This window comes from Castellaniella defragrans, from assembly GCF_014203015.1.
GTDB lineage: Bacteria > Pseudomonadota > Gammaproteobacteria > Burkholderiales > Burkholderiaceae_B > Castellaniella > Castellaniella defragrans.
The window spans coordinates 103,911-116,316 of the sequence record NZ_JACHIB010000014.1 but is presented as its reverse complement, the minus strand read 5'-3'; the positions used below and the strand labels follow the sequence as shown (position 1 = coordinate 116,316).

Annotated in this window: 15 protein-coding genes; 11 read left to right on the top strand and 4 right to left on the bottom strand. The window is 64.8% G+C overall.

The annotated features are described in order from the left end of the window. Nucleotides 1-8: 8 nt before the first annotated feature. Nucleotides 9-1,238 carry a nucleoside recognition domain-containing protein gene (locus tag HNR28_RS12530; RefSeq protein WP_151024075.1) on the bottom strand — a complete coding sequence of 410 codons (1,230 nt, stop codon included), beginning with the start codon at nucleotides 1,236-1,238 and terminating at the stop codon, nucleotides 9-11. Continuing rightward, nucleotides 1,232-2,392, bottom strand: a complete 1,161-nt coding sequence (locus tag HNR28_RS12525; RefSeq protein WP_151024074.1) for an alpha-hydroxy acid oxidase — start codon at nucleotides 2,390-2,392, stop codon at nucleotides 1,232-1,234. The genes HNR28_RS12530 and HNR28_RS12525 overlap by 7 nt, the downstream gene beginning before the upstream one ends. 172 nt (nucleotides 2,393-2,564) lie before the next feature. On the opposite strand from HNR28_RS12525, the gene HNR28_RS12520 reads away from it, so the two are divergent. From HNR28_RS12520 to HNR28_RS12505, 4 genes are all read left to right on the top strand, one after another. Beyond that, nucleotides 2,565-2,936, top strand: a complete 372-nt coding sequence (locus tag HNR28_RS12520; RefSeq protein WP_043680669.1) for a type II toxin-antitoxin system RelE/ParE family toxin — start codon at nucleotides 2,565-2,567, stop codon at nucleotides 2,934-2,936. After that, complete coding sequence (locus tag HNR28_RS12515) at nucleotides 2,926-3,249, top strand: helix-turn-helix domain-containing protein (RefSeq protein WP_043680672.1); 324 nt, start codon at nucleotides 2,926-2,928, stop codon at nucleotides 3,247-3,249. The genes HNR28_RS12520 and HNR28_RS12515 overlap by 11 nt, the downstream gene beginning before the upstream one ends. Before the next feature lie 276 nt (nucleotides 3,250-3,525). Further along, nucleotides 3,526-4,680 (top strand): porin, encoded by a 1,155-nt coding sequence (locus tag HNR28_RS12510; protein WP_170288430.1) that lies wholly within the window; start codon nucleotides 3,526-3,528, stop codon nucleotides 4,678-4,680. A gap of 298 nt (nucleotides 4,681-4,978) precedes the next feature. Then, on the top strand, nucleotides 4,979-6,151 hold the full coding sequence (locus HNR28_RS12505) for a porin (RefSeq protein WP_043685889.1): 1,173 nt from the start codon (nucleotides 4,979-4,981) through the stop codon (nucleotides 6,149-6,151). 120 nt (nucleotides 6,152-6,271) lie between these two features. Here the strand turns inward: HNR28_RS12505 and HNR28_RS12500 are convergent, their stop codons facing one another. Together HNR28_RS12500 and HNR28_RS12495 are read right to left on the bottom strand one after the other, a co-directional pair. Continuing rightward, a complete protein-coding gene (locus HNR28_RS12500; RefSeq protein ID WP_043680676.1) occupies nucleotides 6,272-6,664 on the bottom strand; it encodes a type II toxin-antitoxin system HicB family antitoxin in 393 nt (130 codons plus the stop codon). 10 nt (nucleotides 6,665-6,674) lie between these two features. Continuing rightward, nucleotides 6,675-6,857: a type II toxin-antitoxin system HicA family toxin gene (locus tag HNR28_RS12495; protein WP_084330806.1), complete on the bottom strand. Its 183-nt coding sequence runs from the start codon at nucleotides 6,855-6,857 to the stop codon at nucleotides 6,675-6,677. Nucleotides 6,858-7,197: 340 nt separating this feature from the next. Here HNR28_RS12495 and HNR28_RS12490 point away from each other — a divergent pair, with 340 nt between their 5' ends. The 7 genes from HNR28_RS12490 to nuoF all read left to right on the top strand — a co-directional run bounded on the left by HNR28_RS12490 (nucleotide 7,198) and on the right by nuoF (nucleotide 12,405). After that, on the top strand, nucleotides 7,198-7,467 hold the full coding sequence (locus HNR28_RS12490) for a CopG family antitoxin (protein ID WP_151024072.1): 270 nt from the start codon (nucleotides 7,198-7,200) through the stop codon (nucleotides 7,465-7,467). Nucleotides 7,468-7,767: 300 nt separating this feature from the next. Next, nucleotides 7,768-8,127 (top strand): NADH-quinone oxidoreductase subunit A, encoded by a 360-nt coding sequence (locus tag HNR28_RS12485; protein ID WP_043680682.1) that lies wholly within the window; start codon nucleotides 7,768-7,770, stop codon nucleotides 8,125-8,127. Between the two features lie 13 nt (nucleotides 8,128-8,140). Then, entirely contained in the window at nucleotides 8,141-8,617 is a 477-nt protein-coding gene (locus HNR28_RS12480) for a NuoB/complex I 20 kDa subunit family protein (RefSeq protein ID WP_043680684.1), read from the top strand. Between the two features lie 40 nt (nucleotides 8,618-8,657). Continuing rightward, complete coding sequence (locus HNR28_RS12475; protein ID WP_043680687.1) at nucleotides 8,658-9,272, top strand: NADH-quinone oxidoreductase subunit C; 615 nt, start codon at nucleotides 8,658-8,660, stop codon at nucleotides 9,270-9,272. 1 nt (nucleotide 9,273) lies between these two features. Beyond that, the gene (locus HNR28_RS12470) at nucleotides 9,274-10,527 is read left to right on the top strand and encodes an NADH-quinone oxidoreductase subunit D (protein WP_043680689.1); all 1,254 of its coding nucleotides are present in this window, start codon (nucleotides 9,274-9,276) and stop codon (nucleotides 10,525-10,527) included. A gap of 28 nt (nucleotides 10,528-10,555) precedes the next feature. After that, the gene (gene nuoE, locus HNR28_RS12465) at nucleotides 10,556-11,041 is read left to right on the top strand and encodes an NADH-quinone oxidoreductase subunit NuoE (RefSeq protein ID WP_043680702.1); all 486 of its coding nucleotides are present in this window, start codon (nucleotides 10,556-10,558) and stop codon (nucleotides 11,039-11,041) included. Beyond that, entirely contained in the window at nucleotides 11,038-12,405 is a 1,368-nt protein-coding gene (gene nuoF / locus HNR28_RS12460; protein ID WP_043680705.1) for an NADH-quinone oxidoreductase subunit NuoF, read from the top strand. Before nuoE ends, nuoF begins: the two co-directional genes overlap by 4 nt. Nucleotide 12,406 lies beyond the last annotated feature (1 nt).

The following is a 12,406-nucleotide window of genomic DNA, read 5'->3' as shown; positions in this document are numbered from 1 at the left end:
GGGCGCCCCTACCCGAAGAACCAGTAGCACACGCCGATCGAGGCCAGCACGCCCGCCAGGTCGGCCAGCAGCGCGCAGCCCACGGCGTGGCGCGCGCGCTGGACGCCGACCGCGCCGAAATACACCGCCAGGATGTAGAAGGTCGTCTCGGTGCTGCCCTGGACGGTCGCGGCCAGCAGGGCGGGGAAGCTGTCCGGCCCGAAGTGCTGCATGGTCTCGATCATCATGGCGCGCGCCGCGCTGCCGGAAAACGGCTTGACCAGGGCGGTCGGCAGGGCGTCGACGAAACGCCCGTCCAGGCCGGCCGCGTGCGCCAGCCAGCGGATGCCGTCCAGCAGCACGTCCAGCGCCCCGGAGGCGCGCAGCACGCCCACCGCGCACAGCATGGCCACCAGGTAGGGCAGCAGTCCCTTGCAGACGTCGAAGCCGTCCTTCGCGCCCTCGATGAAACTTTCGTAGACGGGGATGCGCTTCCAGGCGCCGGCGATCAGGAAGGCGACGAGAATGCCGAAGACCACCAGGTTGCCCAGCAGCGAGGACAGGGCGGCCACGGCCGCGGCGCTCATGGACGCCAGCAGCGCCATGAAGCCGCCCAGCAGCAGCGCGCCGCTGCCCAGCCAGGCCAGCACCACGGGGTCGTGCAGCCGCAGCCGCTGCATGAAGGCCACCGCCAGCAGGCCCGTCAGCGTCGAGGCCGAGGTCGCCAGCAGGATCGGCAGGAACACCAGCGTCGGATCGGCCGCGCCCTGCTGCGCCCGGTACATGAAGATCGTCACCGGCAGCAGCGTCAGCGACGAGGCGTTCAGCACCAGGAACAGGATCTGCGCGTTGCTGGCGGACTTGGGTTCGGGGTTCAGCGTCTGCAGCGCGTGCATGGCCCGCAGGCCGATCGGAGTGGCGGCATTGTCCAGCCCCAGCGCGTTGGCGGCGAAGTTCAGCGTGATCAGGCCCAGGGCGGGGTGCCCGGCCGGCACGTCCGGCATCAGGCGGCGGAACAGCGGCCCCAGCAGCCGCGCCAGGCCGGCCACCAGCCCGGCCGACTCGGCGATCTTCAGGAAGCCCATCCACAGCGTCAGCGTGCCGAACAACATCAGCATCAGCTTGACCGACAGGTCCGCCATGTCGAACAGGCTGGTGATCAGGCGGGCGAACACGGTCGGATCGCCCAGGACCAGCCATTGGAACAGCGCGGCGGCCGCCGCGACGAGAAAGAATCCGAGCCAGAGGAGATTCAGCATGCGGCCTCCGGATTCGTCAGTACGCGGCGGTCCACGTCCTGGATGCGCGTGCGGCCGCAGAAGGCCATGGTCACGTCCAGTTCGTTGGCCAGGATTTCCAGGCAGCGCAGCACGCCGGCCTCGCCGCGCGCGGCCAGTGCGTACAGGAACGCCCGGCCGATCAGCACTCCGCGCGCGCCCAGCGCCAGGGCGCGCAGCGTGTCCTGGCCGCTGCGCACGCCGCCGTCCATCCAGACCTCGATGCGCCCGCCCACGGCCTGCGCGATGGCGGGCAGGGCGGCGATCGACGAGGGCGCGCCATCCAGCTGGCGTCCGCCGTGGTTCGACACCACCAGCGCGTCCGCCCCCGCGTCCACCGCGCAGCGCGCGTCCTGCGCGTCCATGATGCCCTTGACGATCAGCTTGCCGCCCCAGCGCTCCTTGATCCAGGCCAGGTCGCTCCAGTTCAGCGTGGCGTCGAACTGCTCCGCCGTCCAGGACGCCAGGGAACGCATGTCCGCCACGCCTTTGGCGTGGCCCACGATGTTGCCGAACGCGCGCCGGGGCGTGCGCAGCATCTCCAGGCACCACTGCGGCTTGAGCGCCAGGTTCGCCAGGTTGGCCAGCGTCGGGCGCGGCGGCGTGGACAGGCCGTTCCGGATGTCCTTGTGCCGCTGCCCCATCACCTGCAGGTCCAGCGTCACCATCAGGGCCGAGCAGCGCGCCGCGCGGGCACGGTCGATCAGCCGGCCGATGAACTCGCGGTCGCGCATCACGTACAGCTGGAACCAGAACGGCCGGCTGGTGCGGGCCGCCACGTCCTCGATCGAGCAGATGCTCATCGTCGACAGCGTGAACGGCACGCCGAAGCGCTCCGCCGCCCGCGCGGCCAGGATCTCGCCGTCGGCGCGCTGCATGCCCGTCAGCCCCGTGGGCGCCAGCGCCAGCGGCATCGCCACGTCCTCGCCCAGCAGGCGCGCCCGCAGGCTGCGCCGGGCGATGTCCACCGCCACCCGCTGGCGGAACTTCAGCGCCTGCAGGTCGGCTTCGTTGGCCCGGTAGGTGGATTCGGTCCAGGATCCGGAATCCATGTAGTCGTAGAACATGCGCGGCACGCGGCGCCGCGCGAGGCGGCGAAAGTCCTCGACGCAGGTGATCTGGTTCAGGGCGGGCAAGGGAAGGCTCCGGAAGGCGGGGGTGATGGGATTTCCCCCAATGGCAAATTCGGTCAGAACGGTCTGTGTCGGCAGAAGGATAAACCGCTTGTCATGGATACTGCGTGGAGTTCTGATCGTTCTTCATGTTTATAGCACTCAGTGCTACAATTTAACACGACAGGTGGCGTTGATGAGCAAAGGCAACCCCCGTTTTTTCAAGACCAAGGCATTCGCCAAACTGGCGGCCAAGGCGCGGATTTCCGACTTGGAACTGTTTCAGGCGGGCTTCGATCTGACACAGGGGAAAGGCGCCAATCTGGGCGGTGGCGTCTGGAAGAAGCGGCTCAACAAGAACATGCACCGCAGCATCGTGGTTGAGCAAGTGGCGGATTGGTGGTTTTTCGTCTACCTGTACGCAAAGAGCGATCGTGAAAATATTGACCAGGCGGAAGAGGCCGCTTTCAAGCTGCTGGCCGCCCAGTATGCTGCCATGCGTGACGAGCAGCTTGATGATCTACTGGTTCTGAAGGAAATCCTGGAGGTTTTCAGCCATGACGACTAAGCCCCACTTCAAGAGCGATGCGTTCGAAGCGATTCATAGCGCAGCCACGGGCCTTCACCGGGCCGGCGTGGTGACCAAACGGACCCTGCGGGATTTCGATGCGATGTGTCTTGCGGCGGCGCCCCGGCTCGATGCCAAGGCCGTCGTCCAGATTCGCAAAGACGCACAGGTCAGCCAGTCCGTATTTGCCAAGTACCTGAACACGAGCACGTCGACCGTACAAAAGTGGGAAAGCGGTGCCAAACAACCCAGCGGCATGGCTGCGCGCCTGCTGCAGGTCGTCAAGAAGCATGGGCTCGATGTGCTGGCGTGAGGGTGGGCCGGATCGCCGCCCGCAGGGTTTGATCCAGACTTTCACGATTGGATACCGGTTCAGGGTAATCCCCGATCCTCCCGGGAGGCGTCCGGACCGATGTTGTGAACAAGCAACGCCTTCCCGGGAAACTGGCGGTTTTGGCCCGGTCAACGTGGCGTTCGCTCCGGATTTTTGATGCAATACCTACAACTTCCCATCGCGGAGTTGGAAGAGCAGCGGCACAGGTTGTTGTTGGCCTGCTCTGATTCACACAAATCTACGGAGATTTCTTACATGAAAAAGACTCTGCTCGCCGCCGCTCTGCTGGCTGGTTTCGCCACCGCCGGTGTTGCCCAAGCGGAAACGTCCGTGACGCTGTACGGCATCCTGGATACCGGCTACGGCTACCAGAACTTCAAGTACGATCGTAACGGCGCCGACCTTACCGCCAAGTCCTCGGGCCTGCGCGACGGTACCTTCAACGGCAGCCGTTGGGGTCTGAAGGGTGCTGAAGACCTGGGCGACGGCCTGCGCGCCATCTTCCAACTGGAAGCCAGTGTTAATCTGGGTAGCCAAGCCGGTAACGGCCAGCGTGGCTTTGCCCGCCAATCCTTCGTCGGTCTGTCCAGCGACAGCTGGGGTACCTTCACGATGGGTCGTCAGTACTCCGCCGGCACGGAAACCTTCCAGGGTCCCAACGGCGTGAACCTGGGTGATGCTGATAAGGTCTTCGGCTCGGTCGGCCTGGGCGAAGGCACCCGCGTCGAAAATTCCTTCAAGTACGTGACGCCTGATCTGTCCGGCTTCAAGGCCATCGTGCTGTACGGCACGGGCGATGATGGCGGTACCTGGGTCAACCGCGATGGTAATACTTCCACCTCTTACGGTGATCGTGGTTCCCGCGTGTCCGTCGGCGCCCTCTATGCCAATGGCCCGATCGGTGTCGGCGCCAGCTATGACCGTCAAAGCGTGACGGGTCAAGACGCCATGACCTCATGGCAGTTGAGCGCCAGCTACGACTTTGAAGTCGTGAAACTGGCGCTGGCCTATGGTCAGGATCGTCATGGTAAGCTGGGTTGGAACGGTAATGCTGGTAGCTATATCGGTGGCCTGTCGGAAGCGAATTCGAAGGCTCTGCAAACCGGCACGGATCCTGCTTCCTATAACGACTTCAAGTCCAACAACTACCACGTTGGTCTGAGCGCCCCGATCGGTGGCGGTACTCTGTACGCCGGCTGGAACTACTCCACGTCCAACCTGGATGACTCGGTCGCTGACGGCGGTTGGGGCGACGCTGCCGACAACATCAGCGCCTACCAGCTGAACTACGTGTACCCCCTGTCCAAGCGCACCAGCCTGTACACCTACGCTTCGTACATGAAGAATGTTGGTTACGTCAAGGACCTGACGGGTACCGAAGCCGGCGTGGGGATCAACCACAAGTTCTAATCGTTTCGCGTGGCGTGTCCACGCTGCGATGCGGCCCGGCTCGCCGGGCCGTCACGAACGACGGGAGCTTCGGCTCCCGATGCAAAAAACCACCCTCCGGGGTGGTTTTTTGCGTCTATTCTCGATTTTTTTCCGGTGGAGCCTGTATAATACGAGAATGATTCTCATTAATGTTTGAGATGTCATGTATTTTCGGCCGGCGAGCGGGAGAACGCCGTGCCGATGGTCGTTGCGCCCTGTCGACAAGCACCCGCGCGCCGCTCATGCATGTCGCCAGGCCTGGATGGAGTATCGAATGCTGAAGAAAACCTTATTGGCGGCGGCGTTGCTGGCCGGTTTCGCAGCCGCCGGCGCGGCCCGGGCGGAAACGTCCATCACGCTGTACGGCATCGTGGATGCCGGCTACGGCTACCAGAACTACAAGTACGATCGCGGCGGCGCCGACGCCACCGCGAAATCCTCGGGCCTGCGCGACGGGACCCTCAACGGCAGCCGCTTCGGCCTGAAGGGCTCCGAAGACCTGGGCGACGGCCTGCGCGCCATCTTCCAGCTGGAGCAGGGCTTCGACATCGGCACCGGCCAGAGCTCCAGCGATCGCCAGTTCCACCGCCAGGCGTTCGCCGGCCTGTCCAGCGACGCCTGGGGCTCCCTCACCATGGGCCGCCAGTATTCCGCCGGCGTGGACACCTTCCTGGTGGACAACGGCTTCAACATGGGCGATGCCGACAAGGTCTTCGGCTCCATGGGCATGAACGAAGGCAACCGCGTCGACAATTCCTTCAAGTACACGACGCCCAGCCTGTCGGGCTTCCAGGCCATCGTGATGTACGGGACGGGCGACAGCGGCCGGCTGACGGCCGACGGCTACGCGGCTTCGGCCACGGTGGGCCGCGCCAACGGCGTCTCGTTCGACGACCGCGGCTCCCGCGTCTCGCTGGGCCTGCTCTATGCCGGCGGCTCGATCAGCGCGGGCGCCAGCTATGACCGCCAGAGCGTGTACGGCGACGACATCGGCGGGGGCGACGCCTCCGCGGCCACGAACTGGCAGATCAACGGCTCCTACGACTTCGAGGTCGTGAAGCTGTCCCTGGCCTACGGCCAGGACCGCCACGGCAAGATCGGCTGGGGCGGCAGCGTCGAGGACTTCGCCGATTTCGAGGGCCTGGGCCTGGGGAACTTCTTCGGCACGGACTTCAAGTCGAACAACTACCACGTCGGCCTGAGCGCGCCCGTGGCGGGAGGCACGCTGTACGCGGGCTGGGGATATTCGACCTCGAACGCCGACGACCTGGCGCCGGGCGGAGCGGCCGGCGATCTCTCCGGCAGCATCAGCACGTATCACCTGAACTACATGTACCCGCTGTCCAAGCGCACCAGCGTCTATGCCTACGGCACGTACGGCAGGAACCTGGCCTACGTGAGGGACCTGAAGGGCACCGAAGCAGGCGTCGGCCTGAGCCACAGCTTCTGATCGTCCCGTGGGGCGCGTCATGCGCCCGATGCGGCCCGGCTTGCCGGGCCGCCGCGAAGGGCCGGGGGCTTCGGCTCCCGATGCAAGAACCACCCTCCGGGGTGGTTTTTTGCGTGTGCGTCAGCGCGTCAAGGTCATCTGTGCGATGTAGCCGGATCGGGTTTCGCCCGCAGACTTGGCCCGCTGGTCCAGCAGGGCAAGAATGCGACGGGGCAGGGTGATGTTCACGCGTTCGATCGTGTCGTCGATCAGGGCCGGGTCGACCTCGGCGATTGCCCATATCCATCCGTCGTATTCACCAGACTGCTGCAGATCGGTGATGCTGGAGGGCCTGGGGATGGCCTCTTTGTGGGCGATGGCGTCTTCTATCCACAAGCTGATCGCCTCTTTGGCGTTCTCGATGGCTTCGTCGATACCGTTGTCGGCGGCGGAGAAGCAGCCGGGCAAGTCAGGCACCACGACCCCCCAGGCGGAGGTGTCGTTGCCGGGCTCGATGGCAATGGGGTATTTCATGAAGGCCTCCTTATTTCATGCCAGCGTGACGAAGCAGCTTGGTGACGAGTCCGATGCCTAAAGCCTTTTTGGGATGTGGCACGCTGATATGGCCAGGCAGTTCTGGATGTCTGTACACGTGATGTGAGCCTTTGACGTTCTGCAATCGCCATCCGGCCTGTTCAAGTTGTTTGATGAGGTCTTTGCTGTTCATCGTGTGTGCTATACACATTATAGCGAATGAAATCGGAAGGAGCATGATGCGGCTCCACGCGCCGCACCGAAAGGCGATCCGGCCGGTCTTGATCGTGTTTGCCATTGCGGGGAAATACGGGCAGCGGAGGCGGGGCGTTTTCATCTCATCGTAGTTTTGCGATCTGGCCGCCGGCCTGCGATCCGGCCATCATGATGCGAGTTGCCCCGTCCGGGCTTGTTTTGCTTTTGTCTACACAAGGGCGTAAGCTGAAACGGGTTCGTGCTGCGGACAGTGGGCGGGCAGCTGAAAATACGTCCGATCAGTGCTCGGTACATGCACGAAAAAGAGATCAAGCACTATGAGCGCCAGATTGAAATCGATCCCCTCTTTCCCCAGCGATGAGGCGGCGGAAGACTTCGTCGCCAATGCCGATCTGTCGGAGTACGACCTGTCGCAGTTCAAGCCCATGCGCTTCGAACTCGAACCCAAATCTGCGTCGCTGAACATGCGTCTGCCTGCCGCGCTGCTCGACGCGGTCAAGGCCCGCGCGAAGGCTCGGGGCATCCCCTACACCCGCTACGTGCGCATGCTGCTGGAATCGGACGTCGCGCGCCACCGGCGTTCGTAGGCCGCCTCGGGCGTGTCGTCCGCCCGACGCATGTCTTGCAACCCTGGCCCGCCTCCGGCCGCGCCGCGCCCCGGCGATGCGCCGCCCGCGCCCGCGGCCCGGGCCCGGCCGTCCCTCCGCGCTCCTTGGCACGGTCCTTGCGCCGCCGGCGGGAGACGCGCTTTCAGGCGCTTGAAAGGCGCCCCGTGATCTTCTGAAATTCTTGATCTCGAATATGTTTCCACTCCGGGTTTTCCCGGCGGTCGGGCTTGTCGAAATGCTACAATCCCGTGGTTTGATCATCTGGAACAGGGGCTGCTCATGAATCTGGCACAGTACTTTCCCGTGCTGCTTTTCATCATCGTCGCCACGCTGATCGGTGCGGCCCTGCTGGGCGCCGGCCGCCTGCTGGGCAGGAACGTGCCGGACGCCGAAAAGCTCTCGGCCTACGAATGCGGCTTCGAGACCTTCGGCGATTCGCGCATGAAGTTCGACGTGCGCTACTACTTGGTGGCCATCCTGTTCATCATGTTCGATCTGGAAATCGCCTTCCTGTTTCCCTGGGCCATGGCCAATGGCACGGTGGGCATGGTGGGCTTCTGGACGGTCGCCATCTTCCTGGGCGTGCTGACGGTCGGCTTCATCTACGAATGGCGGCGCGGCGCGCTCGACTGGGAATAAACGGGGGTACATCATGGCTATCGAAGGTGTCATGGACAAAGGCTTCATCACCACCAGCGCGGACAAGTTCCTCAACTGGGCAAAGACGGGCTCGCTGTGGCCCATGACGTTCGGCCTGGCCTGTTGCGCGGTCGAGATGATGCACGCCGGCGCGGCGCGCTACGACCTGGACCAGTTCGGCATCATTTTCCGCCCCAGCCCGCGCCAGTCCGACCTGATGATCGTGGCCGGCACGCTGTGCAACAAGATGGCGCCGGCCCTGCGCAAGGTCTACGACCAGATGCCCGAGCCGCGCTGGGTGGTGTCCATGGGTTCCTGCGCCAATGGCGGCGGCTACTACCACTACTCGTATTCCGTGGTGCGCGGCTGCGACCGCATCGTGCCCGTGGACGTCTACGTGCCGGGCTGTCCGCCCACGGCCGAGGCCCTGGTCTACGGCCTGCTGCAGATGCAGAACAAGATCCGCCTGACCAACACCATCGCCCGCTAGGCACCGCCCGGCGCCATCCAACACCGCTGACACAACCGCTATGACACGGCTACAGACTTTAGACACGAATCTGCGCGCGGTCCTGGGGGCCTCGGCCGATCTGACCGAGGACCGCGGCGAACTCACGCTGCAGGTGGCCGCAGACGCCTGGGTGGACACCTGTCGCGTGCTGCGCGACCACGCCAGCCTGCGCTTCGAGACCTGCATCGACCTCTGCGGGGTCGATTATTCCGCCTGGAAGGCGCCCACCTACGACGCCTCCCACGCCCCGCATCCGCAGCGCTTCGCCGTGGTGATCCACCTGCTGTCGGTGACGCACAACTGGCGTCTGCGGGTGCGCGCGTACACGCCGGACGACGCCTTCCCGGTGATCGCCTCGCTGGTGGACATCTGGCCCTCGGTCAACTGGTACGAGCGCGAGGCCTTCGACCTGTACGGCATCGTCTTCGAGGGCCACCCCGACCTGCGCCGCATCCTGACGGACTACGGCTTCATCGGCCACCCGTTCCGCAAGGACTTCCCGATTTCCGGCCACGTCGAAATGCGCTACGACGCCGAGCAGAAGCGCGTCGTCTACCAGCCCGTCACGATCGAGCCGCGCGAGATCACCCCGCGCGTCGTGCGCGAAGACCACTACGGCATTGAACGGTACTGACATGGCAGAGATCCAGAATTACAACCTGAACTTCGGCCCGCAGCACCCGGCCGCGCACGGGGTGTTGCGCCTGGTGCTCGAACTGGACGGCGAAGTCGTCCAGCGCGCCGACCCGCACATCGGCCTGCTGCACCGCGCCACCGAAAAGCTGGCGGAAACCCGCACCTACCTGCAGACGCTGCCCTACATGGACCGGCTGGACTACGTGTCCATGATGTGCAACGAGCACGCCTACTGCATGGCCGTCGAACGCCTGCTGGGCATCGAAGTCCCGCTGCGCGCGCAGTACATCCGCGTCATGTTCGACGAGATCACGCGCATCCTGAACCACCTGATGTCGCTGGGCTCGCACGCGCTGGACGTGGGCGCCATGGCGGTGTTCCTGTACGCCTTCCGCGAGCGCGAGGACCTGATGGACTGCTACGAGGCGGTCTCGGGCGCGCGCATGCACGCGGCCTACTACCGCCCGGGCGGGGTGTACCGCGACCTGCCCGACACCATGCCGCAGTACAAGGGTTCCAAGTACCGCTCCGACAAGGAACTGCGCGCCATGAACGAATCGCGTTCGGGCTCGCTGCTGGACTTCATCGAGGACTTCACCAACCGCTTCCCGTCCTGTGTGGACGAATACGAGGTCCTGCTGACGGACAACCGCATCTGGAAGCAGCGCCTGGTGGACGTCGGCGTGGTCTCGCCCGAACGCGCGCTGGCGCTGGGCTTCACCGGCCCCATGCTGCGCGGCTCCGGCGTCGAATGGGACCTGCGCAAGCACCAGCCCTACGACGTCTACGACCGCCTGGAATTCGACATCCCCGTGGGCAAGAACGGCGACTGCTACGACCGCTACCTGTGCCGCATCGCGGAAATGCGCGAATCCAACCGCATCATCCGCCAGTGCGTCGAATGGCTGCGCAACAATCCCGGCCCCGTCATCACCGGCAACCACAAGGTCGCCCCGCCCAAGCGCGCGCGCATGAAGTCGGGCATGGAAGACATGATCCACCATTTCAAGCTCTTCACCGAGGGCATGCACGTCCCCGAAGGCGAGACCTACGCCGCCGTGGAGCACCCCAAGGGCGAGTTCGGCATCTACCTGGTGTCCGACGGGGCCAACAAGCCCTATCGCATGAAGATCCGCGCGCCGGGCTTCGCCCATCTGCACTCGCTGGAAGAAATGTCCAAGGGCCACATGATCGCCGACGTGGTCACCATCATCGGGACCCAGGACATCGTGTTCGGCGAGATCGATCGCTAGCCGCGCGGACATCACAGGGAATCTGATTATGCTGCTTTCCGAACAAGCCTACCGGGACATCGACCGGGAAATCACCAAGTACCCGGCGGACCAGAAGCAGTCCGCCGTGATGGCGGCGCTGACGATCGCCCAGGGGGAAAAAGGCTGGGTGTCGCCGGACATGATCCGCGAGGTGGCCGCCTACCTGGGCATGCCGCCGGTCGCCGTCCAGGAGGTCGCGACCTTCTACAACATGTACAACACCAAGCCGGTGGGCCGCTACACGCTGACCATCTGCACCAATCTGCCCTGTGCGCTCCAGGGCGGCACGCAGGCGGCCGAACACCTCAAGCGCACGCTGGGCATCGATTTCCACGAAACCACGCCCGACGGCCTGTTCACCCTGATCGAGGGCGAATGCATGGGGGCCTGCGGCGACGCGCCGGTGATGCTGGCCAACGGCACGCACATGTGCTGCCGCATGCAGCCGGAAAAAATCGACGCCTTGATCGGTGAACTGAAGGAATCCGCATGAGCGCTCTGGACGTACTGCAGAAATTCTCCACGGACGCGCTGTCGCCCGACCTGGGCGGAGACCCCGCCCGCAGCATGATCTTCCACGACCGCCACATCCAGCCGCAGATCCTCGCCGGCCTGGACGGGCACAACTGGGGCATCCGCGACTACATGGCGCGCGGCGGCTACGAGGCCCTGAAAAAGGTCCTGTCGGGCATGACGGCCGACGACGTGATCGCCGAACTGAAGGCCTCCAACCTGCGCGGCCGCGGCGGCGCGGGCTTCCCGACGGGCCTGAAATGGTCCTTCATGCCGCGCAACATCCCCGGCCAGAAATACGTCGTCTGCAACTCGGACGAAGGCGAGCCCGGCACCTTCAAGGACCGCGACATCCTGCGCTACAACCCGCACGCCGTGATCGAAGGCATGATCATCGGCGGCTACGCGATGGGCGCCTCGGTGGGCTACAACTACATCCACGGCGAGATCTTCCAGATCCACCGGCGCTTCGAGCAGGCCCTGGAAGAAGCCCGCGAGGCCGGCTTCCTGGGCGATGACATCCTCGGCTCGGGCTTCAGCTTCCAGCTGCACTCGCACCACGGCTTCGGCGCCTACATCTGCGGCGAGGAAACCGCGCTGCTGGAATCCATCGAAGGCAAGAAGGGCCAGCCGCGCTTCAAGCCGCCGTTCCCGGCCAGCTTCGGCCTGTACGGCAAGCCCACCACGATCAACAACACCGAAACCTTCGCCGCCGTGCCCTGGGTGATCCGCCTGGGCGCGCAGGCCTACGCCGAACTCGGCGTCGAGAAGGCGGGCGGCACCAAGATCTTCTCGGTCTCGGGCGACGTCGAACGCCCCGGCAACTACGAAATCCCGCTGGGCACGCCGTTTCCCAAGCTGCTGGAGCTGGCCGGCGGGATGCGCGGCGGGCGCCGGCTCAAGGCCGTGATCCCCGGGGGCTCCTCGGCTCCGGTGCTGCCGGCCGACATCATGATGCAGACCAACATGGACTACGACTCCATCGCCAAGGCCGGCTCGATGCTGGGCTCGGGCGCGGTCATCGTCATGGACGAGACCCGCTGCATGGTGAAGTCGCTCATGCGCCTGTCGTATTTCTACTTCGAGGAGTCCTGCGGCCAGTGCACGCCCTGCCGCGAGGGCACCGGCTGGCTGTACCGCATGATGAACCGCATGGAACACGGCCAGGGCACGATGGAGGACATCGAGACCCTGGATTCCGTGGCGCACAACATGATGGGGCGCACGATCTGCGCCCTGGCCGATGCGGCCGCCATGCCCGTGCGCAGCTTCATCAAGCACTTCCGCGACGAATTCGTGCACCACGTGGACCACAAGGACTGCGTGGTCGCCAAGTATCTGTAGG